The 22165-nt window shown below is 73.5% G+C and carries 25 protein-coding genes; 15 read left to right on the plus strand and 10 right to left on the minus strand.

Translation table 11 applies throughout. From position 1 onward, the window contains the following. Positions 1 to 89 precede the first annotated feature (89 nt). Positions 90 to 839: a hypothetical protein gene (locus tag ACFY23_RS20610; protein WP_350681440.1), complete on the plus strand. Its 750-nt coding sequence runs from the start codon at positions 90 to 92 to the stop codon at positions 837 to 839. Positions 840 to 986: 147 nt separating this feature from the next. Here the strand turns inward: ACFY23_RS20610 and ACFY23_RS20615 are convergent, their stop codons facing one another. The 3 genes from ACFY23_RS20615 to ACFY23_RS20625 form a co-directional block, all read right to left on the minus strand. After that, positions 987 to 1664: a hypothetical protein gene (locus ACFY23_RS20615; RefSeq protein WP_350819202.1), complete on the minus strand. Its 678-nt coding sequence runs from the start codon at positions 1662 to 1664 to the stop codon at positions 987 to 989. 284 nt (positions 1665 to 1948) lie between these two features. Next, positions 1949 to 2284, minus strand: a complete 336-nt coding sequence (locus tag ACFY23_RS20620) for a YnfA family protein (RefSeq protein WP_350681436.1) — start codon at positions 2282 to 2284, stop codon at positions 1949 to 1951. A 215-nt stretch (positions 2285 to 2499) separates the two neighbouring features. Then, positions 2500 to 3159 carry an HNH endonuclease family protein gene (locus ACFY23_RS20625; protein ID WP_350681434.1) on the minus strand — a complete coding sequence of 220 codons (660 nt, stop codon included), beginning with the start codon at positions 3157 to 3159 and terminating at the stop codon, positions 2500 to 2502. Between the two features lie 326 nt (positions 3160 to 3485). Here ACFY23_RS20625 and ACFY23_RS20630 point away from each other — a divergent pair, with 326 nt between their 5' ends. The 6 genes from ACFY23_RS20630 to ACFY23_RS20655 all read left to right on the plus strand — a co-directional run bounded on the left by ACFY23_RS20630 (position 3486) and on the right by ACFY23_RS20655 (position 7677). Next, complete coding sequence (locus ACFY23_RS20630; protein ID WP_350681479.1) at positions 3486 to 4178, plus strand: M23 family metallopeptidase; 693 nt, start codon at positions 3486 to 3488, stop codon at positions 4176 to 4178. 50 nt (positions 4179 to 4228) lie between these two features. Further along, positions 4229 to 4717, plus strand: coding sequence for a macro domain-containing protein (locus ACFY23_RS20635; RefSeq protein ID WP_350681432.1), 489 nt, complete (start codon positions 4229 to 4231; stop codon positions 4715 to 4717). A 77-nt stretch (positions 4718 to 4794) separates the two neighbouring features. Then, positions 4795 to 5262 carry a MerR family DNA-binding transcriptional regulator gene (locus tag ACFY23_RS20640; protein WP_350681430.1) on the plus strand — a complete coding sequence of 156 codons (468 nt, stop codon included), beginning with the start codon at positions 4795 to 4797 and terminating at the stop codon, positions 5260 to 5262. Between the two features lie 68 nt (positions 5263 to 5330). After that, positions 5331 to 5816, plus strand: a complete 486-nt coding sequence (locus tag ACFY23_RS20645) for a molybdenum cofactor biosysynthesis protein (protein WP_350681428.1) — start codon at positions 5331 to 5333, stop codon at positions 5814 to 5816. A 109-nt stretch (positions 5817 to 5925) separates the two neighbouring features. Further along, positions 5926 to 6558, plus strand: coding sequence for a hypothetical protein (locus ACFY23_RS20650; RefSeq protein ID WP_350681426.1), 633 nt, complete (start codon positions 5926 to 5928; stop codon positions 6556 to 6558). Positions 6559 to 6711: 153 nt separating this feature from the next. Beyond that, positions 6712 to 7677 (plus strand): ion transporter, encoded by a 966-nt coding sequence (locus ACFY23_RS20655; protein ID WP_350681424.1) that lies wholly within the window; start codon positions 6712 to 6714, stop codon positions 7675 to 7677. Between the two features lie 29 nt (positions 7678 to 7706). On the opposite strand, the gene ACFY23_RS20660 is transcribed toward ACFY23_RS20655, so the two are convergent. Next, positions 7707 to 8903 carry an endonuclease gene (locus ACFY23_RS20660; RefSeq protein ID WP_350681422.1) on the minus strand — a complete coding sequence of 399 codons (1197 nt, stop codon included), beginning with the start codon at positions 8901 to 8903 and terminating at the stop codon, positions 7707 to 7709. Positions 8904 to 9018: 115 nt separating this feature from the next. On the opposite strand from ACFY23_RS20660, the gene ACFY23_RS20665 reads away from it, so the two are divergent. The 5 genes from ACFY23_RS20665 (at position 9019) to ACFY23_RS20685 (ending at position 14188) form a co-directional block, all read left to right on the plus strand. Beyond that, a complete protein-coding gene (locus ACFY23_RS20665; RefSeq protein WP_350681420.1) occupies positions 9019 to 9360 on the plus strand; it encodes an MmcQ/YjbR family DNA-binding protein in 342 nt (113 codons plus the stop codon). A 282-nt stretch (positions 9361 to 9642) separates the two neighbouring features. Then, positions 9643 to 10725, plus strand: a complete 1083-nt coding sequence (locus ACFY23_RS20670) for a PIN domain-containing protein (RefSeq protein WP_350681418.1) — start codon at positions 9643 to 9645, stop codon at positions 10723 to 10725. A gap of 174 nt (positions 10726 to 10899) precedes the next feature. Then, the gene (locus ACFY23_RS20675) at positions 10900 to 12252 is read left to right on the plus strand and encodes an extracellular solute-binding protein (RefSeq protein WP_350681416.1); all 1353 of its coding nucleotides are present in this window, start codon (positions 10900 to 10902) and stop codon (positions 12250 to 12252) included. Between the two features lie 9 nt (positions 12253 to 12261). Continuing rightward, the gene (locus ACFY23_RS20680) at positions 12262 to 13212 is read left to right on the plus strand and encodes a sugar ABC transporter permease (RefSeq protein WP_350681414.1); all 951 of its coding nucleotides are present in this window, start codon (positions 12262 to 12264) and stop codon (positions 13210 to 13212) included. Positions 13213 to 13267: 55 nt separating this feature from the next. After that, positions 13268 to 14188, plus strand: a complete 921-nt coding sequence (locus ACFY23_RS20685; RefSeq protein ID WP_350681412.1) for a carbohydrate ABC transporter permease — start codon at positions 13268 to 13270, stop codon at positions 14186 to 14188. Positions 14189 to 14264: 76 nt separating this feature from the next. Here the strand turns inward: ACFY23_RS20685 and ACFY23_RS20690 are convergent, their stop codons facing one another. Next, positions 14265 to 15161 (minus strand): LysR substrate-binding domain-containing protein, encoded by an 897-nt coding sequence (locus ACFY23_RS20690; protein WP_350819204.1) that lies wholly within the window; start codon positions 15159 to 15161, stop codon positions 14265 to 14267. A 101-nt stretch (positions 15162 to 15262) separates the two neighbouring features. On the opposite strand from ACFY23_RS20690, the gene ACFY23_RS20695 reads away from it, so the two are divergent. Beyond that, the gene (locus ACFY23_RS20695; protein WP_350819206.1) at positions 15263 to 16204 is read left to right on the plus strand and encodes a DMT family transporter; all 942 of its coding nucleotides are present in this window, start codon (positions 15263 to 15265) and stop codon (positions 16202 to 16204) included. 106 nt (positions 16205 to 16310) lie between these two features. Here ACFY23_RS20695 and ACFY23_RS20700 read toward each other — a convergent pair whose 3' ends face one another. The 5 genes from ACFY23_RS20700 to ACFY23_RS20720 form a co-directional block, all read right to left on the minus strand. Further along, on the minus strand, positions 16311 to 16826 hold the full coding sequence (locus ACFY23_RS20700; protein ID WP_350687422.1) for a 2'-5' RNA ligase family protein: 516 nt from the start codon (positions 16824 to 16826) through the stop codon (positions 16311 to 16313). A gap of 22 nt (positions 16827 to 16848) precedes the next feature. Next, positions 16849 to 17895, minus strand: coding sequence for an NAD(P)-dependent alcohol dehydrogenase (locus tag ACFY23_RS20705; protein WP_350687420.1), 1047 nt, complete (start codon positions 17893 to 17895; stop codon positions 16849 to 16851). Between the two features lie 177 nt (positions 17896 to 18072). Further along, the gene (locus ACFY23_RS20710; RefSeq protein ID WP_350819207.1) at positions 18073 to 18831 is read right to left on the minus strand and encodes a Pr6Pr family membrane protein; all 759 of its coding nucleotides are present in this window, start codon (positions 18829 to 18831) and stop codon (positions 18073 to 18075) included. 193 nt (positions 18832 to 19024) lie between these two features. Continuing rightward, entirely contained in the window at positions 19025 to 19834 is an 810-nt protein-coding gene (locus tag ACFY23_RS20715) for a hypothetical protein (protein WP_350683514.1), read from the minus strand. Positions 19835 to 19954: 120 nt separating this feature from the next. After that, on the minus strand, positions 19955 to 20458 hold the full coding sequence (locus ACFY23_RS20720; RefSeq protein ID WP_350683515.1) for a DinB family protein: 504 nt from the start codon (positions 20456 to 20458) through the stop codon (positions 19955 to 19957). 132 nt (positions 20459 to 20590) lie between these two features. Here ACFY23_RS20720 and ACFY23_RS20725 point away from each other — a divergent pair, with 132 nt between their 5' ends. Together ACFY23_RS20725 and ACFY23_RS20730 are read left to right on the plus strand one after the other, a co-directional pair. Next, entirely contained in the window at positions 20591 to 21511 is a 921-nt protein-coding gene (locus tag ACFY23_RS20725; protein WP_350683517.1) for a DUF72 domain-containing protein, read from the plus strand. Positions 21512 to 21592: 81 nt separating this feature from the next. Further along, complete coding sequence (locus ACFY23_RS20730) at positions 21593 to 22123, plus strand: DinB family protein (RefSeq protein ID WP_350683518.1); 531 nt, start codon at positions 21593 to 21595, stop codon at positions 22121 to 22123. Positions 22124 to 22165: the final 42 nt, after the last annotated feature.

Here is a 22165-nt window from a genome sequence, read left to right on the forward strand (position 1 = left end):
AGGTTGCACAGTCATGGCCACGGTCGCGGACGTCCGTCACGGACTCGCCAGCCCCGCGGACCCGCGCCGGGCCGGGCCGGGCCGGGGGAGTGGGCCGGTTCCCGCAGCTGATCCCAGGCGGGTACGGCGAGGGGGACCGGGCCATCGGCGTCACCGTGCCCGAACAGCGCAGCGTGGCCGCCCGGTACTGGCGTGACCTCTTTCTGGCGGAGCCGGCGAAGCGGAGGCATGACATGCACGAGTGTGACGGGTCGGTCGGACTGCGGGAGTTCCGCGATCCTCGGCTGCGCCGGTGGCTGTGGACGCTGCTGATTCCCGTGGGCATCGTGGCGGCCTTCTGGGCGGGGACCCTGTGGGCCTTCTCGAAACGGCTCGACTCGTCGGAGATGTTCCGGCTCACCCTCGGCCTCGTCGCCATCTGCGTGGCTCCTGTCGCCCTGGCCGTGATCACCGGCGCCGTACGTGGTCGGCTCGCCCAGGGATCGCTGCGGCTGCTACCGGCCCAGGGCCGCGCCGTGCGCCGACCGACCGGTTACGCCGCGCAGTTGTGTCCGCATGGCGTCGCTCTACAGCACGCGGACGAGGTGGGTCGGCTGCTGCCGTGGTCCGACGTCGCCGACCTTCGAGTCTTTCGGACAGCCAACGGCGGCGGGGTGGTCGCTGCGCGGCTGCGCGCGTTCGTCAAGCCGACCGGGCTGCCCGCCGTCGCGCGGCTCGTGGAGGACGGCTCCGTGCCGGACGACCCGGCCTGGCTCTGGCTGGGTGGCGTCAGGACCGCGGCCGAGGCCCGCCGAATCGAGGCCCTGGTCGACCAGTGGCGGCACACCGCATCCCGGTAGCCGAGACGGGCCGCTGTTGTGGCGCGTCCCCGTGTCTTCGTTTCCGCCAGCACGGCCCCGCCAGGGCCGGTCGTACCGGCCCTGGCGGCGGCACCCGGGGGCCGAGTGGGAACTCCGGCCCCCGGGTGGTGATCGCCACCTGGCAACTCAGCCGCGCGCCTCGCCGTCCCGGCGGCGGTGGAGAACGACCAGCGTGGCCCCGAGCAGGAGCAGGCCGCTGCCGAACGCGACCGGCAGCATGACTGACGGGTCGTTGAGCGAGGGGCCGGTCTTCGGCAGTTCCGTCTTCGGCGGTTTCGTGGGTGGCGTGGTCGGCTGCCGCTCGAAGCCACACACGAACCAGTGGCTGATCTGGGGTTGCTGCTCGCCCGGGTTCGTTGGCGCCTCCATGTCCTCCACCAGGATCGGTCCGACGAACGGCCCGGTGTACACGTTCGCGTTCGGGCCGCCCTTGACCGCGATGCCGGTGGCGGTGAAACCGGCGTTGATCGTGACGTCCAGGGTCAGACCGTCGGCGGAAACGGTCCCGGTGCCCGCCGCGTTACTCGCCGATTGGCCGGTTGTGCTCTGGAGAATGATCTCGCCGTCAAGCCCGGCCTCTTCGCAGGTCGTGATGTTGCCTCCGACGAGCCGCGGCGGTGGTGCCGGGATGGCACTCGCCGCGGCGGCGCTCGCCACGCCGCTGGCCAGCAGCGTGAACCCGAGGGCGCCCGCCGCGGCGAGCGCGGTGGCGCCCGCGCGCGGCCGGTTGCCGGTACGCCGCCGGGGATGAGTGTCTGAGCTTGCGCCCGCCGAAGCGAAACGGGCTGATGCACGCGTGCGCATAAGACCATCCTGATCTGAACTTGATGTCATGAATAGGGCAAAGCGGTGCAATCCGCCCATACTGCCTATCACGACGTCTGAGCAGGGAGCGGGGAACTTCTGCATCCGCCCCGGAACGTGCGACCGACGCGCTGGCGGCGGGTGGGAAGGCCAACCCGGACTACGCTCGTGGGCGTGGCCTGAGGCGCGCGTGAACCGGCGCTGACACTCGTTCCCGCTGTGACGGGGGCAGCGGGCCGACGGCTCCGCTTCGGCGTCCGACGATGACGGGAGCGCCAGTAGGACTAGGAGCCGCGTGGGGCGTACATGATGACGGCGACGCCGACGAGGCAGATGGCTGCGCCCACGATGTCGTAGCGGTCGGGGCGGAACTTGTCGACGAGCATGCCCCAGGCGAGGGACCCGGCGACGAAGACGCCGCCGTAGGCAGCGAGGATGCGGCCGAAGTTGGGGTCGGGTTGGAAGGTGGCGACGAAGCCGTAGAACCCGAGCGCGACGACTCCGGCCGCGATCCAGAGCAGTCCTCGGTTTTCCCGCCAGCCCTGCCACACCAGCCAGGCGCCGCCGATCTCGGCGAGAGCGGCGAGGAGGAACAGCAGGATCGAGCGGGCAACCGTCACGAGTTGGACCGTACGTGACCACCTGGCGATCCCTCTGGTCACCCTTCCGGCAGGAGCAGGTGCCGTCGGCGCAACCGGCGGTGTCCGGTGGCCCACCGTCAGCCCCCTTGGCCCCCTGCCCGAGGCCGGTGTCGGATCGGCCGCGGTGCTGGTGTCGACCGGCGCGAGCGGGCCCGGCCGGCCCGGAGGGCGGACCGGCCGGGCGGGTGGCGCTGTCAGTAGGCGTAGGTGACGGAGATGGTGACGTTGGGGCAGTTGTTGGCCCAGTTGGTCAGGGCGCTCTTCTCGGCGCTGTCGACGGTGAGCCGCCAGCGGATCTTCACCGCGACCCACTCGTTGAGGTAACGGCAGCGGGCGGCGGGGTAGGGCGGCATCCAGGTGGCGGGATCCTGGTCCCCCTTGGCCTGGTTGACGTTGTCGGTGACGGCGACCAGGGCCCGGCTGTCGCCCAGGTCGTTGGCGAAGGCCTTGCGGCGGCTGATGGTCCAGTTGCGGGCGCCGGAGTCCCAGGCTTCGGCGAGGGCGACCATGTGGTCGATGTCGAGGTCGCTGGTGAGGGTCCAGTAGGCGTTGTCGTAGTAGGAGTACCAGCGGCCACCGGACAGGGTGCAGGTGCCGCTGATACTCGGCCTGGTGGTGGCTTCGGCGATGAGGACCTCGTTGCGGGTGTGGCAGCCGTCCCCGTCGGCGTCGATCCAGTGGGGGAACAGGTCGCGGCTGTAGCCGGTGCGTACCTCGGTGGCGACGGGAAGGCTGGCGACGGCGGTGTCGAGGGAGGCGGAGTAGCCGGCGGCCCAGGCGGGCTGGGCGAGGCCGAGGGTGGCGGCCAGGATCGCGGCGAGACTGGCGGCCGTTGCGCGCAGGGTGCGGGTCATGGTGCTCCGTCCGGGTGAGAGCAGGTGGTTGCTGCACTCATATAGACAGAGTTAAAAGTGATCGTCTAGATCGATCTCCGTGAACAGCCGGTGACCGTTGCTCGATCCGGGCGACGGACGCCTGTAGGCATCCGCACCTGCCACCAGCGCACACCGCCCGCGGGGCGCGCGGCGGCCTGGTCCGAGTCTTGCCGGCGGCCACTCCGGTGCCGTCACCGCCCAGTAGACGACGCTGCACCAGTGCGCGCTCTCGCCGGGGATCGGCGCCAACCGCACCTCGGTGCCACCCGCGCCGTCCGGTGGTGGACGACTTGCCGGCGTCTGCCATGCTCTGGACGGTGACCACCGGCCACCCGACCAGTGCCCGCAACCGCAAGGGCAGCCGCCGCCGCGCCCGGAGCCGTACCGCCCGCAGGGCCATCCTGCTCGGCGCGGTCGCCGCCGTCGTCGCCGGCGCGGTCGTCGTCCTCGCCGTGGTCGTCGTGCCGCTGCTGCGGCCGCCCGGTCCCCGCCCGCTCTTCCAACTCCCCGTCGCCTGCGGCGAGACCTGGCAGCTCGGCACCTACCCCGGCCACGACGACTACGACGTCGACCTGTTCCCCACCGAGGGCGAGGCGTGGGGGCGACCGGTGCTCGCGTCCTACGCCGGCACGGTCACCGTGGCGGGGATCAACGGGTCGCTGGGCGGCCGCACCCCCGACAACCCGAACGGCCCGCGCGGCCGCGGCGGCGGTTACTGGGTGAAGATCGACCACGGCGGCAGGTGGGAGACGCAGTACCTGCACCTGCTCGAACCGCCCCTGGTGCGGGAGGGGCAGCGGGTCGCCCAGGGCGAGCAGATCGGGCGGATCGGCAGCACCGGCAACTCGGGCGCGCCGCACCTGCACTACGAGCAGCGCCGGGGCTGGGAGAAGGTCGAGAGCCACTTCGACGGCGTGCCGTCCGGCATCACCCACGACGACACCGAATACACCGTCAGGCGTACGAGCAGCAACTGCGCTTCGGGGCAGCAGCAGTAGCCGCTGTGCGGGGGCGGTAATTCGCTGCCTGAGCGTCGTACGCGGCTGGCATGCTGGCCGGCGTGACCCCGTTGCGGATCATCAAGGGAGATGCGACCAGCCCCCAGGCCAAGGGCCCGAAGGTGATCGCGCACATCTGCAACGACCTCGGCGGTTGGGGCAGGGGCTTCGTGGTGGCGATCTCCCGTCGCTGGCCCCAGCCCGAACGCGACTACCGCGACTGGCACCGGCACCGCGCGAGCAACGACTTCGCCCTCGGCGCGACCCGCCTGGTGCGGGTCGCGCCGGACGTGTGGGTGGCGAACATGGTCGGCCAGCGCGGGATCAGGACCGGCAGCGGCGGGCCACCCATCCGCTACGACGCCGTCGAACGCTGCCTGACGTCGCTCGCCGACCAGGCGCAGGCGTTGGGGGCGTCGGTGCACATGCCGCGGATCGGTTGCGGGCTCGCCGGCGGCACCTGGACCCGGATCGAGCCCCTCATCGAGCACAGCCTCTGCGCGCGCGACATCGCCGTGACGGTGTACGACCACGGGTGACGGCCTCACGCCGGGGACGGCCGCCGGAGGGCGGGTGGCTTGCGTCTCCCGTAGGGGGAGGCGCGAGGGTGGGCGGTATGAACGGTGACACGCTCTACTCGATCGGGGAACTGGCCCGGCGGACCGGGTTGACGGTGAAGGCCATCCGGTTCTACTCCGACCGTGGGATCGTGCCGCCGACCGGCCGCGGCCCGACCGGGCCCGCGGCGGCGCCGGGGGCGTGCGCCGTGACGCCGTCGCGCTGGTCGGCGACGAGGTCGAGCCGGCGCGACGGGCGGGCGTCGACCCGGTCTCACCCCCGCGCGGACACGGTCGTGGCGACGGTCATGACACGGTACGGGGATCTGTGCGGCCGTCCTGACGACGTCGACCTCCGGCGCCGGATGTTGGCTCGGCTGGAGTCCGCGAGCGACCCGCGCAGGGAGCGTTACCTGCGGCTTCTCTCCGTGGTCAACGGCTGGCCGGCGGCCGACAGCCTGGCGTCGGTGCTCGACTGGTCCGTCCGGGCCCTGCGTGCCCGGCTGCCGGGCCCGGCGGTTCGTTGACGCATCCCGGGGAGAGTTGGCCGGGACAACGGGCGGTCCCGGCCGGGACCGCTTCGTAGACTCCGGTCATGCCGCGGATCGTGCAGCTGCTGGCCTCGCCGGTGCACCGCTACGTGGGCCGGCCCGCGGACGGCCCGGCGCCTGCGCCGCCCGGGGAGCTGGTCGAGGAGGTCCGGGTCCGGGCGGGGCTGGGCATCGTCGGCGACCGGTACTTCGGCAAGCCGGCGCACCGGGAGGCGAGCGTCACCGTGATCGCGCAGGAGTCGCTGCCGCCCGGTGTCGACCTGGTGCAGGTCCGGCGGAACGTCCTCACCGCCGGCATCGCCGTGGACGAGCTGGTCGGGTCGGTGTTGACCCTGGACTCGGGGGAGGGGCCGGTCAGCCTTCGGGTCAACCGGCCGGCGCATCCCTGCGCCTGGATGGACGTCACCGTCGGTCCCGGCGCGTGGAAGGCGCTGCGAGGCCGGGGCGGCGTACGCTGCACCCCCCTGGACGACGGCATCCTGCGCGTCGGCCCCGTCGACGTCGTGACCGGCGGCCTCGACCGGCCCTGACGGCCCGCACGCCGCGCCACCGTCACGGCGCCTCGGCGACGGGCCGACACGCCGGTGTGGCGGCTCGCCGGGGCGCGCGGATCGCGAGGATGGCTCTAGGATTCGGCGCATGGCGCTGCTGCACCGGGCGGAACTGCACCCGTCGAAACTGGAACTCCTGGCGGCGTGGCTGCCCGGCCGGCCCTGGTACCAGGGGCCCGACGACGCCGACGTCGTCCGCGTGGCGGCCTACCGGTTCGACGACCCGGCCGGCGAGGTCGGCATCGAGACGATGCTCGTCCGGGCCGGCGACGGGCCGGTCCACCAGGTCCCGCTCACGTACCGGGGCGCTCCGCTCGAGGGCGGCGACGAGTGGCTGGTCGGCACCACGGAGCACTCGGTGCTCGGCCGGCGCTGGGTGTACGACGGCTGCGGCGACCCCGTCTACGTCGCGGCGCTCGCGGGCGCCGTGCTCGCCGGCGCCGGTCAGGCGGAGGAGTTCATCGAGATCGACGGCCGGCTGGAACGCCGCGAGCCGAGCATGACCATCACCGGCGGCGGCGCCCCCGGTGCCGACGCCCCCGCCGTGGGCGCGCTGCGTCAGGTGGTGCCGGACGACCCGACGCTCATCGTCACGGATGCCGTCGACCTGGCCGTCGTGCGTCGCCTCGACGGCGGGAGCCGGCCGGAGGGCGCCACGCTGACCGGCGCCTGGGAGGGCCAGCCGACGCCGCTGCCGCTGGCGTACGCCCGGCCGCGCTGAGGCCCGTCGGCACAGCTCCGGCCGGCCCCGGCCCGAGCGCCTGAACGCGGCGGACAACCGCGTCCGTGGCGCGCCTTAGGCTGTCCGCATGCCTGTCCCGCGCCTGCCCGACGACCTGTTAGCCGCCCGCAGCGGCACGGGGGTGTGGGGGCGGTGAGCCGCCCGTCCCTGCCCACCCAGCGGGGCGGCGGCTCGGCGGCGGCGCCCGAGGGCCCGCCGGGCGTGGCGGAACGGTGCGCCCGGATCGCCCGGTCGCGGCCGTTCGAGGTGCTCATCGTCGTGATCATCATGGCGAACGGGGTGGTGCTCGGCGTCGAGACGTACCCGGACCTCGGCACGGCGGGACGGGCCCTGCACTGGTGCGAGTGGCTGTTCCGGCTGGTCTTCGTCGTCGAGATCGCCATCCGGGTGCTGGCGTACGGCCGCCGGCCGCAGGACTTCTTCCGGCACGGCTGGAACGTCTTCGACTTCCTGGTGACAGCGGCGATCTTCATCCCCGGCCTGCACGGCGACTCGGCGCTGCTGCGCTTCGTACGGGTCGCCCGGGTGCTGCGGCTGGTGCGGTTCTCGCCGGGGCTGCGCACGATCGTGGCGGCGCTGTGGCGCAGCATCCCCGGCGTGGCCGGTTTCCTCGCGCTGGCCGCCGTGACCCTCTACGTCTACGGCATGGCCGGCTGGCTGATCTTCGGCGAGCGCTACCCGGAGCAGTACGGCGACATCGGTCGTTCCCTGCTGACGCTGTTCGTGTTGTTGTCGCTGGAGACGCTGCCGGACCTCATCGCGCAGGGCATGGCGGTGTCGCCGTGGACGCTGCTCTACTACGTCAGCTACGTGATGATCACGGTGAACCTGCTGCTTAACATCCTGATCGCCGTCATCGTGAACTCGATGGAGGAGGCCCGCCGGCTGGAGATGACCGAGCGGTTGTCGCCCGACTACGACGAGGACGGCGACGGCGTGCCGGACGAGGTGGACCGGATCGCGCTCACCCAGCGGCTGGACGACCTGCGGGCGGTCATCGCGGAACTCGAACGGGAGCTGCGCATCGACCGGGAGGACGGGCACGGCCCGGCACGCCACCACCACGGCGAACGCACGGGCGGCCGGCCCCCCGGGTAGGGGGACCGGCCGCGGCGGCGGTGCGGCGGTCAGCCCCAGATGGCCGTCGCCCACTCCGGGTGGTCGACGAACGGGTTGCGGTTGCCCTGCCAGCGCTCGTAGATCCGCTGGTTGCGGCGCTTCTCGAAGGCGTCCGGCGGGTCGAGCTGGTTCCACTGCAGCAGCACCGACATCCGGCCGTGGTACGGCGCGGTGCCGTTGTTGACCGACTGGTTCATCTCCAGGTTGGGCCAGCCGTCGGTGCCCTCGTACCGGATCGCCATGTACATGATCATGCGGGCCACGTCGCCCTTCACCGCGTTGCGCGGCTCCCACGAGTCGGCGTCGGTGTAGCAGCCGGGCGCCTCGGCGACGGGGCTGCCGCCGTTGTCGAAGTCCTTGTTGCCCCGCGTCGAGTTGACCGTGACGTCGGTCGGCCGCAGGTGGTGGACGTCGGTTCCCGGGCCGGTCGCGGTGCCGAAGTCGCCGTGCGACTTGGCCCAGACGTGCTCGCGGTTCCAGTCGTCGACGCCGCCGCCGTTGCTGGTCTTGCTCTGCGACCGGCCGCTGTAGAGCAGGATCACGTTGCTGGTGTTCGCCGGGTCCTGGTCGGTGTCCCGTAGCGCCTCCCACACCTGGTCGTAGGAGAGCTTGGTGTGCACCTTGATGATCGAGTGCAGCGAGCTGCGCAGCGCCGGGCCGGTCTTGCCGATCGCGCTGGCGTAGTAGGTGGAGTCGTACCCGCCGCCGGGCGCGGTGGTGGTCGGGCTCGGCGTCGGCGACTGGGTCGGCGAGGGCGTGCCACCGCCGCCGAGGGTCATCGCCGTCGGGTTCTTCAGGCCACCGTGGCTGAAGTAGGCGGTCAGGGTGCCGGTGGCGGTGACGCGCTGGCCCCGCAGGCCCGGGTTGGTGAGCAGCCCGAAGGTGCTCCGGTACGCGGTGGTGACCTGGACGTAGAGCATCCTGCTCGGGCTGGTCTCGGCCGCCGTGTCGGCGATCGCGATCGCGGTGTCGGACGTGAAACCCGACCTGAGCACGGTCGTGTTGCTGGTCGGCTGGCCGATCACGTAGCCGGTCACGGTCGCCGTCCGGCCGTCCTGCGTGGCGAGCGCCTGGGCCACGGTCAGGGTGGTGGCGGCCGACGCCACCGCCGTCGTCACCACCACGGGCGCCACGAGCACGGCGGCCAGCGCGAAGGCGGTCGCGAGCCTTCGGGGCCGCGAGCGGGCACTGCTCTTCGTATTCATGAGCAGCGATGCTAGCGGTATGGGCGTGAACGCCGGGAGAGCGGGAGGGCAACATTCGGGCGCGCGGATCGCCGGCGCGGCCTTTCTCGGCCCGGCCGGCCGCTACCGTCGGGGCATGGTCACCGTAGCCGACGTCCGCGCACTGGCACTGACCCTGCCACGGACCACCGAACACCTCGTCCGGGACCGCGTGAAGTTCCGCGTCGGCGCCATCGTCTACGTCGCGTTCTCCCGGGACGAGACGACGATGGGGTTCGGCTACCCGAAGGAGGAGCGCGCCGGGCTCGTCGCCAGCGATCCGGACCTGTTCTTCCTGCCCGGCACGGCCGATCTGCGCTTCCACTGGGCGTGCTGCCGTCTCGACCGGCTCGACCGGGACCACATGACGGAGCTGGTGACGGATGCCTGGCGGATGGTCGTGCCCAAGTTCCTCGCGCGGCAGCGACTGTGTGCCTGAGGGAGGCGCCCGGCTGTGACTGGTGCCTGAGGGAGGTGCCCGCCTGCCGTCATGCCGCCGGCTCGCGTCCCCGCACGGCCGCGCGCCGGCCGGCAACGCCTCAACGACGCCGGGCAGCGCGCCGCCGCCCATCGCGGCGGGACGCCGACCCGGCCGTGCCCCCGGGGCATGCCCCGCACCACCGGCGGACCGCCGCGGGCGGCCCGTCCAGCAGGAGATTCGCGGCGGCGCGGTCCGCCACGTCGCCGACCGTCCGCCGGCCGGCGGCGTAGGGTGGTTCGCGTGGATCAAGAGGACCGCATCGCCCTGTTCCTCGACTACGAGAACCTCGCGCTGGGGGCGCGCGACCACCTCGGCGGCGCGGCCTTCGACCTTCGCCCCATCGCCGACGCCCTCGCCGAGCGCGGGCGGGTGGTGGTGCGCCGGGCGTACGCCGACTGGTCGTACTTCGACGAGGACCGCCGGATGCTCACCCGGTCCCACGTCGAACTCATCGAGATACCCCAGCGCATGGGCGCCTCCCGCAAGAACGCCGCCGACATCAAGATGGCCGTCGACGCGGTGGAGCTGGCCTTCGAGCGCGGGTACATCTCGACGTTCGTGATCTGCACCGGCGACAGCGACTTCACGCCCCTCGTGCACAAGCTCCGCGAGCTGAACAAGCGCGTCATCGGGGTCGGCGTGGAGAAGTCGACGTCGGCGCTGCTGCCGCCCGCGTGCGACGAGTTCCTCTACTACGACCGTCTGGAGGGCGTCGACATCCCCCCGACGCGGGGCCGGCGCGGCCGCCCGGCGCGGCTGCCCAGCCCGGAGGTGCAGCAGCCGGAGCAGGAGCAGGAGCCCGAGCCGCAGCCGGCGGCGGAGGAGGCCGCCCGGGACGTCGACACGCTCGCCGTGCTGGTGGCGCAGACCGTGGCCGGCCTGCAGGGCAGCTCCAGCGGTGCCGTGACCGCCTCGACGCTGAAGCGCACCCTGCTCAGGAAGGACCCGACGTTCAGCGAGTCCGACTACGGGTTCCGCACCTTCGGCGAACTGCTGCGGCACCTCGCCCGGCACACCGTCGTCGAGCTGGGGGAGGGCCCCGCCAAGGGCGACCCCGAGGTGTCCCTGCCCGAGCACGGCGACCGGGAGGTGGCGTTCGGGCTGCTCCGCTCGGTGGTCTCGGACCTGGCCGGCGATGAGGGGGCGGTGGCGCTGTCCGGCCTCAAGAACCAGCTCCGCAGGGCGCGGCCCGACTTCAGCGAGAAGAAGCTCGGCTACCGCAGCTTCCTCCAGTTCTGTAAGGCGGCCGCCACCAGCGGGATCGTCGACCTGCGGTGGAGCCCGGAGGCCGACGACTACCTGCTCACCCCGCAGTCCTCCTGACCACACCGGCGGCCGGGCGGGGAACGGGCCGGCCGCCGGCGGCGGGAACATCCCGGCGGCGTGGGTCGCATCCCCCGGACGCCAATTCCTCCGACGACGTTTGAGGATCCCGAGGACCGGAGAAGGTGCGCTGGCGCGGGCACTGCCGCCCGCCGGCTCTCGGGAGGAACGGTCATGACACGGATGATGCGGGCGGCTGCGCTCGTCGGGGTGTTCGCCCTGGCGCTCAGTGGCTGCGGAGGCGTCGGTGGTGGTGGCGACGACGGGGGCGGTGGCACGGCCACCAAGGGCACCCTGAGCACGATGGGCTTCGGCCTGTCCGACGAGATCGCCAAGACGCGCGTCGACGCGTTCACGAGCGAGCACCCCGACGTCGATCTGAAGATCACCGAGGGGAGCTTCGACGAGCAGCAGTTCCTCTCCGCGGTCGCCTCCGGTAACCCGCCCGACCTCGTCTACATGGACCGCAAGCTGATCGGCACCTACGCCAAGCGCGGCTCCATCCAGCCGCTGACGGACTGCGTCGACAAGCAGGGCATCGACATGGGGCAGTACCGGCCCGCCGCCAAGGAGCAGGTCACCCTCGACGGCACCGTCTACGGCATCCCCGAGTTCTCCAGCGTCCGGGTGGTCTACCTCAACGAGGCGCTGCTCCGGCAGGCCGGCCTGACTCCCGACGACGTCGATCTCGCGAACTGGGCGGGGCTGCCGGCGCTCAACGCCAAGCTGGCCAGCGTCACCGGGGGCCGGCTCTCCCGCATCGGCATCGACCCGAAGATCCCCGAGTTCCTGCCCATGTGGGCCAAGGCCAACGGGGTCGACCTCCTCTCCGCCGACGGGACGAAGGCGAACCTCGACGACCCGAAGGTGGTCGAGGCGCTCGCCACCGGCCTGAAGCTGATCCAGGACCAGGGCGGCTGGGGCAAGTTCAAGTCCTTCCGGGACACCTTCGACTTCTTCGGCGCGCAGAACCCGCTCGCGAAGAACCAGATCGTCGCCTGGCCGATGGAGGAGTGGTTCCTCAACCAGGCCGCCAAGAACAGCCCGAAGGCCGAGCTGGTCGTCAAGCCCTTCGTCGACCGGCAGGGCCAGCCGGTCACCCTCTCCTCCGGGCAGGCATGGGTGGTCCCCAAGGGCGCCAAGAACCCGGACGCGGCGTGCGCCTTCGCCAAGACGGTGACCGCCACCGACACCTGGGTCGCCGCGGCCAAGGCCCGCGCCGACGCGCGCAAGGCCGCGGGCCAGCCGTTCACCGGCGTCTACACGGGCAACGTCGCGGCCGACAAGCGGATCTTCGACGAGCTCTACCAGCCCACCGGCAACAAGCGGTTCGACGACGCGGTGGCCACCATCCGCTCGGTGCAGGACGCCGCGTTCGCCATGCCCGCCTCGCCCGCCGGCGCCGAGTTCGACAAGGCCTGGACGGACGCCGTCAACCGGGTGCTCTCCGGCCAGGCGCAGCCGGCGGAGGCGCTGGCCCGTGCCCAGCAGGAGGCGACCGCCGCGCTGGACAAGGCGACGAAGTAGGCCCGGGGGATGGCCACCACCACCGTCCCCGCCCCCGCCGGCCGGCGGCGTCGTACGCCGCTGGCCCGGCGGGAGGCGCGTTGGGCGTACGTCTTCCTGGCGCCCTGGATCGTCGGGTTCCTGGTCTTCAACGCCGGCCCGATGATCGCCAGCGCCTGGCTCAGCTTCACCGAGTACGACGTGATCAACGCGCCCCGGTACACCGGCCTGGACAACTACCGGGAGCTGATGGCCGACCCGATGGTGGCCCGCAGCCTGGGCAACACCGTCTACTACACCGTCCTGCACGTGCCGCTGGTGATGGCCATCTCGCTGGGGCTGGCGCTGCTGCTCAAGCGGGTGGGGCGGTTGCAGGGCTTCTTCCGTACCGTCTTCTACCTGCCGGTGATGACCCCGGCGGTGGCGGTCGGCATCCTGTTCCTGCTCCTGCTCAACACCCAGGACGGCCTGATCAACCGTGGCCTCGCCCTGGTCGGGATCGAGGGTCCGAGCTGGACCACCGATCCCGACTGGGTGATGCCCGGCATCGTCCTGATGAGCCTGTGGAGCCTCGGCTCCACCGTGATCATCTACCTGGCCGCCCTGCAGAACGTGCCACGCGACCTGTACGAGGCGGCGAGCATCGACGGCGCCGGCGGCTGGGCCCGGTTCCGGCACGTGACGCTGCCGATGATCTCCGGTGCGCTCTTCTTCACCCTGATCGTCAACACCATCGCGTCCCTGCAGATGTTCACCGAGGTCTACACCATGTACTTCGGCAACCGGCAGACGCAGGGCTCGTTCAGCAGCGACGCCGCGTCGTTCTACGTCATCCACCTGTTCCAGGAGGCGTTCCAGTTCCTGCACATGGGCTTCGCCTCCGCGATGGCCTGGCTGCTCTTCGTGATCATCCTGATCATCACGCTCGTGCAGGTGAAGCTCAGCAACCGCTTCGTGTACTACGAGGGAGACCGGCCGTGACGGAGAACCGGGGGCGGCGCGTGGCCCGCGCGCGCCGGGCCGAGGGAGGCCGGCCGTGACGGCCGCGGTCGAGCGGACGGTCGCCGCCCCGGTGGCCGCCGCCGCGCCGTCGGCCGCCGACCGCCAGCCGGCGGCCGGGGAGGCCGGGCGGCCGCTCTGGCAGCGGGTGCTGTTCGTGCTCGCGCTCGTCGGCGCCGCCGTGGTGTTCATGGTGCCGTTCGTCTGGCTGGTCAGCGCCTCGCTGCGGCCCCATGAGTACGTCTTCGCCACGGGGTTCCTGCCCACCCCGTTCGCGCCGGGGAACTACGCCGAGGCGTGGCAGGCCGTGCCGCTGGTCACCTGGCTGCTCAACAGCCTGGTGGTCGGCGTCGCGGCGGCGGCCGCGGTGACGCTGTCCAGCGCGTGGGTGGCGTTCGGGTTCGCGTACTTCCGGTTCCCCGGGCGGAACTTCCTGTTCGGGTTGGTGCTCGCGACGATGATGCTGCCGTTCGCGGTCACCATGATCCCGACGTACCTGATCTGGTCGGAGCTGCGGCTGACCGACACCCAGGTGCCGCTGTGGGCGGGCAACCTGTTCGGCTCGGCGTTCTACGTCTTCCTGCTGCGGCAGTTCCTGCTCTCGCTGCCCCGCGAGTACTTCGAGGCGGCCCGGGTCGACGGGGCGAGCTACCCGCAGTTGTTCTGGAAGCTGGCCTTCCCGCTGATCCGTCCCGCCCTGCTGGTGGCCTTCGTCTTCGAGTTCAAGGCGAGCTGGACGGACCTGATGAAGCCGCTGATCTACCTGCGCAACGAGGAGCTGTACACCCTGCCGCGCGGGCTGAAGGTGGTGCTGGACCGCTTCGGCTACGGCGGCGAGCAGCAGTGGGAGATCGTGCTCGCGGGCAGCGTCCTCGCGACCGTGCCGATGCTGGTGCTGTTCTTCCTCGCCCAGCGCCACTTCGTGGAGGGCATCGCCACCACCGGCCGCAAGGGCTGACGCCCGGACCGGTCCCGCGCGGAAACGGGGCCGGTCCGCCACCCGCCGCCGCGCCCGGCGGAGGCCGGGGGAGGCGTCAGCGACGCGCCGCGGCGGCGTGCCGGAGCGCGTCGAGCAGCGCGTGCAGGGCGGGCTGGTCCGGCGCGGTGTCCCGGACGGCCGCGTGGATCGCCCGAACCGGCCGGGGGCTGCGTAGGGGGCGGACCACCACGTCGGGGTGCGGGCTGTCCAGCGCGGTGCGCGGGACCACCCCGACCCCGAGCCCGGCCGCCACGAACGCCTGCGTGGTCGGGTAGTCCTCGCTCTCGACGGCGACGGCCGGGCTGAAGCCGGCGGCGCCGCAGGCGTCCAGCACGGCCTCTCGGCACGGGCCGGCGGGCTCGCTGCCCACCCAGGGTTCGTCGGCGAGGTCGGTCAGGTCGAGCACCCGCGTGCCGGCGAGCCGGTGCCCCCGCGGCAGGACGGCCAGGTAGGGGTCGTCGAGCAGGTGGACGAGCCGCACGCCGTCGCGGGCCTGCCCCCGGCGGTGGACCACGATGGCCAGGTCGGCCTCGCCGCGCTCCACCTCTGGCAGCGGATCGTCCGGGTCGACCAGCCGGAGGTCGACGCGGACGTCGGGGTGCTCGCGGCGGAAATGGGCCAACGCCGGCGGCACCAGGGCGGCTCCGGCGGTGGCGAAGTAGCGGACCGCCAGCCGACCGGTGCGCCCGGCCCGCAACTCGGCGAGGGCGGTCTCCGCCTCGGCGAGGTGCCGGCTGATGACGGCGGCGTGCTCGGTGAGCAGCCGCCCTGCGGCCGTCGGGCGCACGCCCCGGCCGGACCGCTCCAGCAGCGCCGTGCCGGCCTGCTTCTCCAGTGCGGCGATCTGCTGGCTGACGGCGGACGGCGTGTAGCCCAGGTGCGCCGCGGCGGCCGTCACCGATCCGCTGGTCACCACCGCCCGCAGGACCTGCATCCGCCGTACGTCGAGCATGTAGCAGACCTTAACAGTGCGGCAGAAACCTTCACTTGTGCTGTCGGGTCGACCCGGGCACGGTGGACCGGGACGGCGGAGCGGGCGCGACGGAGGTGGCGATGGGCGGGGGACCGTGGGCGGTGCCGCGGTTGGGCGTACTGGCCCTGCTGTGGGGCTCGACCTTCCTGTGGATCAAGGTGGCCCTGGAGGGGCTGTCCCCCGCCCAGGTCACCGTCGCCCGGTGCGCCCTCGGCGCCGCCGCGCTGGTGGTCGCCTGCCGTTGGGCGGGGCACCGCCTGCCCCGCGACCGGGCGACCTGGGGCCGCCTGGTGGTGGCGGCCTTCTTCTGCAACGCACTGCCGTTCGCGCTGTTCAGCGTGGGGCAGCGGACCGTCGACTCCGGAGTGGCCGGCGTGCTGAACGCCACGACGCCCCTCTGGTCGGTGCTGCTCGGGGTGGCCCTCGGCACGGAGCGGGCGCCCCGCCCGGTCCGGCTGACCGGGCTGCTGCTCGGCTTCGTCGGCGTACTGACGATCTTCGCGCCGTGGGGCCGGGCGGGGCTCGTCAGCGTGGACTCGCTCGCCATCCTCGGCGCCGCCGCGAGTTACGCGGTCGGCTTCGCCTGGATGGGCCGCGAGCTGGCCGGCCGGGGCGGCCCCACCATCGCGCTGTCCGCCGCCCAGCTCGTGGCCGCCACCGGGTGGAGCGTCCTCGCCCTGCCCGCCGGCGGCCTGGCCGTGCCCCGGCCCACCCCGGCGACCGCCGTGGCCGTCGTCGCCCTCGGCGTGCTCTGCACGGCGGTCACCTTCCACCTCACCTTCCGGGTCATCGCGGAGGAGGGCGCCACGAACGCCGCCGCCGTCGGGTACCTGCTGCCGGTGGTGTCGGTGGCGCTGGGGGCCGTGTTCCTCGGCGAGGACCTGACGCCGCGTACGGTCGTCGGGATGGTCGTCGTGCTCGCCGGCGTGGCGCTGACCCGGCGCCGCGTGGCGGCCCGGGACGCCCCGCCCGCCGGGGAGCCGCCGCACCCCGTCGCCGCACCCGGCACCGTGCGGTCATGACGGGCACCCGACGGGCCGCGGCGTGGCGGCACTCCGGCGGGGGCCTCGGGCGTGGTAGCGCGCTGGCGGGCTCCACGCGGCGCGTCCGGTCACCCGGTCCGAGCCGCTAGGGCAGCGGGACCGAGATGCCCCGGGCGTGGTCGGTGAGGGCCGCGCCGACCACGGTCGCCTCCAGCGGCAGCACCTCCAGGCAGCGGCGCACGGCGGCGGCCATCAGCGCGTTCGGCACCCGCATCGACAGCGTGCAGTGCGGCACCCAGCGCCCCGGCTGGTAGTGCTCGACCAGCCCGATGCCGGCTTCGGCCAGCCGGCCGTGCACCTCGGCGTGGTGCGCGAGCAGTTCGGCGGTGGGGGTCGGGCCCAGCCAGAGCACCCGCCCGACGAACTGACCGGCGTGCTGGAAGTTCAGCCGCAGCGGCGCGGCCACCACCGTGCCGCGCAGCGCCGCCGCGACCCGCTCCGGGTCGAAGCGGGGCGCGACGGCGAGCGAGACGTGCGGCCGGTGGCGCTGCTCCAGCAGCGATCGCATGCTCTGCACACCCTCGGCCTCCAGCGCGTCCCAGAGCACGCGGATCCGTCGGGTGGCGGCGGTGTCCAGGTAGAGCTCCAGCGCCGCGACCACATGATCACTTTAGCCGCGGGGGTCAGGGCACGACGACGGCCCGGCCCTCCAGCGTGCCGTCCCGCATCTTCCGGTACGCCAGCACCGCCTCGTCGAGCCGGAAGGTACTGGCCTTCGGCTTCACCATGCCCCGGGCGCCCAGTTCGAGCACCTCGATGAGCTCCGGCCGGCTGCCCCAGTACGTGGTCTGGATGCTCACCTCGTACGGCACGCCGAAGTAGCTGACCGGCAGCGTGCCGCCGCCGATGCCGACGATGGTGAGGTCGCCGACGGTGCGGGCGGCGGCGGCGCCGAGCGCGAGGGTGGGGTCCGCGCCGACGAAGTCCAGCACCACGTCGGCGCCCCGGCCGCCGGTGGCCCGGCGGATCTCCTGGGCGGTGTCCGCGCCGGAGAGCATGGTGAGGTCCGCGCCGCACTCCGCGCCGAGCTTCAGCGCCTCCTCGCGGGTGTCCACGGCGATCACCCGGGCCGCGGTGGTGGCCTTGAGGATCTGCACGCCGACGTGGCCGAGCCCGCCGACGCCGATCACCACGGCGGTGCTGGTCGGCCCGAGCTTCGGCCAGGAGCGGCGGATCGCGTGGTACGGCGTGAGTCCCGCGTCGGTCAGGGGCGCCGCCAGCACCGGGTCGAGCCCCTCGGGCAGCGGCACCACGTGCCGGGAGTGCGGCACCAGCATGTACTCGGCCATGCCGCCGTCCAGGCCCAGGCCGCCGCCCCCGCCCGGCACCGGCGCCTCGGCGACGTTCTCGCAGTACGGGTCGATGCCCACCCGGCAGCGGGCGCAGGTGCCGCAGCCCCACGGGCCGTAGACGGCCACCGGCTGGCCCTCCGTCAGCCCGGTCACCCCGTCGCCGAGGGCGTGCACCCAGCCGGCGTTCTCGTGGCCGAGGGTGAACGGCGGGTTCCAGGGCACGACGCCGGGCTCGAATTCGTGCATGACATGCAGGTCGGAGTGGCATGCGCCGGCGCCGCCGATCCTCACCACCACCTGCCCCGGCCCCGGGGTCGGCTGGTCGACCTCGACCAGCTCGGGTTCGGACTTCCAGTTCGGCAACCGCAGCGCGCGCATGAAACGTCTCCTGTCCTCCGGTCTCCGGCTCCGTCCGCCGCCTGCCCGCTCAACACACGGCCAAACGACCCGCCTCCCGGTGGCCGCAGCCCTGCGGCGTCGAAGCGGGCCACCCTGCCCGCCGGCTCCGGTGTCTCACCCCGTCCGGGTGAGTCGGGCTCACCCCGAGGGTGCTCGTCACCGCACGGCCGGCGCGTCGGGCCGGCCGTCCCGGGTGGCGCCCGACGCCGGGGCGGAATCGACGGCCGCCGACCGCTGCGCCGGGGCGGCCACCGCGGACGGGGCCGTGGCGCGGGCGGCCGGTGCCCCGGCACGGCGGGCCAGGCCCCGGTCGACGCCCACGAAGAGCAGGCCGAGAAGCCAGAACGCGACGGCGAAGCCGACCGCGGTGACGCCCACCCCGTCGTAGCCCAGCTCCCCGGCGTCGAGGAACGGGTACGGGTACCGCTCGACCACCAGCCCTCGCACCAGCGCGAAGCCGAGGTAGCCCAGGGGGAACGCCAGCCACCACGCCGCGTACCGCGGGCGGAGCCGGCCCCGCCGGTCGAACAGCGCCCAGTCCGCCACCGCGAGCAGCGGAACGACGGTGTGCAGGAACTGGTTGCCCAGCGCCTCGCCGAGCGCCCGGTCGGGCTGCGGCATCGCGAACGGGCTGGCGGGGTTGGCGAGCACCAGGTGGTAGACCACGCCGGTGATGGTGATGTAGAGGGTGACCGCGCCCTTGAGCGGCGACGGCGGCTCGGGACGGTCCCGCCAGGCCAGCCAGGCGGCGTATCCGGCGAGGAGCCCGACGGCGACGTTGCTCTGAATGGTGAAGTACGGCAGCAGGCCGGTGACGGTGGCGGGACCCAGCGCGGTGAGCACGATCCCGGCCAGCACGCTGATCACGATCGCCAGGCGGAAGACCACCGCCACGCGTCGACGCCGCAGACTCATCGGGGCAAGCTACCAGCCGGGGCGATCGAGGTCACCGGTCGAGCACCGGCCGGTGCCTGTCGCCTCCCACCGACCGACCGATCGAGCCGCCCGCGCGCGGCGTTCGCCGCCCACCCGGCACCCCTCCCTGACCGCGCGCCGGGGCCCGTCACGCGGACAGAGGCCGTGCCCCGCGGAGGGATGGGGCGATGAGTCAGCGCCCGTCGCCGCTGCCCGGTGTGGGGCGACCGTCGCCGGGCGAGACCTGGACGTCGCCGGGCGAGACCTGGGCGTCGCCGGGCGGGTCCTGGAGGGAGCCGGGCGCCGAGGGTCGGCCGGCCGGGACGGAGGGCGATGTCGTCGGTCGCCCGGACTGCTGGAGGGTCGGGGTGCCGCCGGGCCGGTCGGCCGGTGTGCCCGGTGACCCGGGGCGCGCCGACTCGCCGGGCAGCAGGCGGTCGCAGTAGGCGGCCACCTTGCCGCGCCCGCCGGCCGCCCGGACGAGGTCGTCGAAGGCCGGCTTGTCCAGGGTGCGGTCGGGGCCGTCGCCGTCCGTCCGGTACGCCCGGCACAGCCTCGCCAGCGACGCGCTCGGGTCGGGCCGACCCTCCGCCGTGGTGGGCGGCGCGGATGGCCGGCCGGAGCCCGGAGTGGGGGAGACGACCGGGGGCGGTGCGGGCGGCGCGGGTGCGGCGGTGGTGGGGGCGGGGCCACGCAGCGGGCCGGGCAGGGTGCCCCCGGCCGCGGCGAAGGCCACCCCGCCGGTGACGGCGAGAGCGACACCGGCCAGCGCGGCGCGGACGCCGAAGCCGGCGAGGGCACGGCCGCGACTCCGCTCGGACCCGCCGACGGGGGTGCCGGCCCGCGCCAGCCGGTACGCGCGTACCGCGGCGTCCTCCCCGGCGAGCTCAGCGGCGCGGGGTGCGGCACGGACCGCCGTCAGGAGCGACGCGACAGGTTGCGGAGCGTCCTGCGGGTCGACGACGGGACCGCCGAGCAGCCGCTCGACGGTCTCCTGGTCCATCCGGTGTGCTTTCATCTCGTGTCCCTCAGCGCCGCCGGGTGCCGGGACGTCACACGGGCGGGAGTGTGACCTCCGACAACCACCGGGCCGGGGAGCGGGGCGCGACCGCGCCCGGCGGCGTCAACCCATGGTCTTGGCGCCGTCGATGGCCTCGCGGAGGATGTCGGCGTGCCCCGCGTGCTGGGCGGTCTCGGCGATCAGGTGCAGCAGGACGCGGCGGACCGTCCAGCTCGCGCCGGGCTCGAACCAGGGAGCCTGCGGCAGCGGGTGGGCGGCGTCGAGGTCCTGCGTGGCGATCAGCTCGTCCGTCGCGGCGGCCACCCGGTCGTAGTCGGCGAGCAGCCCGGCGAGCGTCTCGCCGTCGTGCATGCGGAACTGGCCGGCCCAGTCGAGGGGCTCGCTGTTCATCGCCTCGGCGCCACCCACGGCGAACCACATCCACCGCTGCTCGACCTGCGTCACGTGCTTGATCAGACCCCCCGGGCACAGCTCGCTGACCGTGCTGCGGGTCGCGGCCTGCTCGTCGGTGAGCCCCGCGACGGTCTGCCGGAGGAAGCCGCGGTGCCGGCGCAGCGTCTCCACCAGATCGGCCCGCTCCCCGGTCAGCTGCTCTGTCGTGGTCATACCGCCACCCCTCTTCACGGACGTCAGAACGGGGCTCAGGATAGGGCCGGCCACCGACAGAAACCGCGTCCTGTCGTGGCCGGTTTCCGCCAGCGGTTGCCGATTCGTCCGATCCGCGATCCACTGAACTACATGGGTGTCATCAAGGTGGGCACGTCGTCCTGGGCGGACCAGATGCTGCTGCGCTCCGGGTGGTACCCGCGCGCGGCGAACACCCCGGCCGGCCGGCTCGGCTTCTACGCCGGGCGGTTCCCCCTGGTCGAGGTCGACACCTCCTACTACGCCGTGCCCGTGCCCGAGACGACGCAGGGCTGGGTCGACGCCACGCCGGAGGGCTTCACCTTCGACGTCAAGGCGTTCAGCCTCTTCACCGGCCACCCGACCCCGGTGGCGGCGCTGCCCCGCGACCTGCGTCCGGCCGGCGGCCCGAGCCGGATCCGCCGCCGGGACCTGCCGGCGGCCGCGTACGACGAGTTGTGGGACCGGTTCCGCGCGGCGCTCGACCCGATCGCGGCGGCCGACCGGCTCGGCGCGGTCCTGCTCCAGTTCCCGCCATGGCTGGCCCGCGGCGCCGCCGCCGAGCGGCGCATCGCCGAGCTGGCCGAGCGCTGCCGGCCGTGGCGGGTCGCCGTCGAGCTGCGCCACGGGTCCTGGTTCGACGGCACGGCGGCGCTGGACACGCTCGGTTTCCTGCGCGAGCGCGACCTGTCGTTCGTCTGCGTGGACATGCCACAGGGGCATCCCTCGTCGGTGCCGCCCATCCTGTTCGCCACGGCGGAGCTGGCGGTCGTCCGCTTCCACGGGCACAGCAGCGCCTGGGGGACGGGGGACAAGCAGGAGAAGTTCCGCTACGCGTACGGCGACGAGGAACTGCGCCGCTGGGCGGAGCTGCTGACCGAGCTGGCCGGGCAGGCCGGCGAGCTGCACGCGCTGTTCAACAACTGTTGCGGCGACCAGGCCCAGCGCGACGCGGAACGGCTGGCCGAACTGCTGGGCGTGGAGCCGGTGGGGCGGGGCCGTCCGGCGCGGGCGGGGGCGGCGTCGCCGTCCTGACGGCGGGCGCGCGGCCGTGCCGGCAGGCCCGCGGAACTAATTCCATCGACCGGGCCGGGTGGGCTCCGACATGATCGCCGTGTGGCGGCACCCTCTCGCGCGCTCCTGCGCTGGCAGTTCGACCTGACGTGGTCGTTGTTCGCATACCACCTCGATCGCCTCGACCCGGTGGACTTCCTGTGGGAGCCGGCCGGGCACTGCTGGGCGGTGCGTCGCGCCCCCGACGGCGGCTGGACGCCCGACTGGGCCGACACCGAACCCGACCCGGTTCCGGTCCCGACGATCGGCTGGCTGACCTGGCACATCGGCTGGTGGTGGACGGTCGCCACGGACCACCTCCAGGGGCGGCCGCCACGACAGCGCGGCGACGTGGCATGGCCGGGCGTCGGCGAGCCGACCGTCGCCTGGCTGCGCGGCCTGCGTACCGAGTGGCTCGGTGTCCTCGACCGCCTCACCGACGCCGACCTCGACCGCACGGCGCCGTTCCCGTGGCAGGACGACGCCGGGCACACGGTGACGCACATGCTGGGTTGGGTCAACGCCGAGTTGATGAAGAACGCCGCCGAGATCGGTCAGCTCCGGCTGCTGCATGCGGCGGGACCCGGGGCCTGACCGGGCCGCGCCCCGAGGTCGGGGCTCGACCGGGCCGCGCCC

Source organism: Micromonospora sp. NPDC000121, from assembly GCF_042899165.1.
GTDB lineage: Bacteria > Actinomycetota > Actinomycetes > Mycobacteriales > Micromonosporaceae > Micromonospora.

Coding starts and splice junctions, on each gene's coding strand:
- ACFY23_RS20615 (WP_350819202.1), bottom strand. CDS start 1,664: ATGCGCACGCGTGCATCAGCCCGTTTCGCTTCGGCGGGCGCAAGCTCA.
- ACFY23_RS20625 (WP_350681434.1), bottom strand. CDS start 3,159: ATGACCCGCACCCTGCGCGCAACGGCCGCCAGTCTCGCCGCGATCCTG.
- ACFY23_RS20630 (WP_350681479.1), top strand. CDS start 3,486: ATGCTCTGGACGGTGACCACCGGCCACCCGACCAGTGCCCGCAACCGC.
- ACFY23_RS20635 (WP_350681432.1), top strand. CDS start 4,229: ATGCTGGCCGGCGTGACCCCGTTGCGGATCATCAAGGGAGATGCGACC.
- ACFY23_RS20640 (WP_350681430.1), top strand. CDS start 4,795: ATGAACGGTGACACGCTCTACTCGATCGGGGAACTGGCCCGGCGGACC.
- ACFY23_RS20645 (WP_350681428.1), top strand. CDS start 5,331: ATGCCGCGGATCGTGCAGCTGCTGGCCTCGCCGGTGCACCGCTACGTG.
- ACFY23_RS20650 (WP_350681426.1), top strand. CDS start 5,926: ATGGCGCTGCTGCACCGGGCGGAACTGCACCCGTCGAAACTGGAACTC.
- ACFY23_RS20660 (WP_350681422.1), bottom strand. CDS start 8,903: ATGAATACGAAGAGCAGTGCCCGCTCGCGGCCCCGAAGGCTCGCGACC.
- ACFY23_RS20665 (WP_350681420.1), top strand. CDS start 9,019: ATGGTCACCGTAGCCGACGTCCGCGCACTGGCACTGACCCTGCCACGG.
- ACFY23_RS20675 (WP_350681416.1), top strand. CDS start 10,900: ATGACACGGATGATGCGGGCGGCTGCGCTCGTCGGGGTGTTCGCCCTG.
- ACFY23_RS20680 (WP_350681414.1), top strand. CDS start 12,262: ATGGCCACCACCACCGTCCCCGCCCCCGCCGGCCGGCGGCGTCGTACG.
- ACFY23_RS20690 (WP_350819204.1), bottom strand. CDS start 15,161: ATGCTCGACGTACGGCGGATGCAGGTCCTGCGGGCGGTGGTGACCAGC.
- ACFY23_RS20695 (WP_350819206.1), top strand. CDS start 15,263: ATGGGCGGGGGACCGTGGGCGGTGCCGCGGTTGGGCGTACTGGCCCTG.
- ACFY23_RS20705 (WP_350687420.1), bottom strand. CDS start 17,895: ATGCGCGCGCTGCGGTTGCCGAACTGGAAGTCCGAACCCGAGCTGGTC.
- ACFY23_RS20710 (WP_350819207.1), bottom strand. CDS start 18,831: ATGAGTCTGCGGCGTCGACGCGTGGCGGTGGTCTTCCGCCTGGCGATC.
- ACFY23_RS20715 (WP_350683514.1), bottom strand. CDS start 19,834: ATGGACCAGGAGACCGTCGAGCGGCTGCTCGGCGGTCCCGTCGTCGAC.
- ACFY23_RS20720 (WP_350683515.1), bottom strand. CDS start 20,458: ATGACCACGACAGAGCAGCTGACCGGGGAGCGGGCCGATCTGGTGGAG.
- ACFY23_RS20725 (WP_350683517.1), top strand. CDS start 20,591: ATGGGTGTCATCAAGGTGGGCACGTCGTCCTGGGCGGACCAGATGCTG.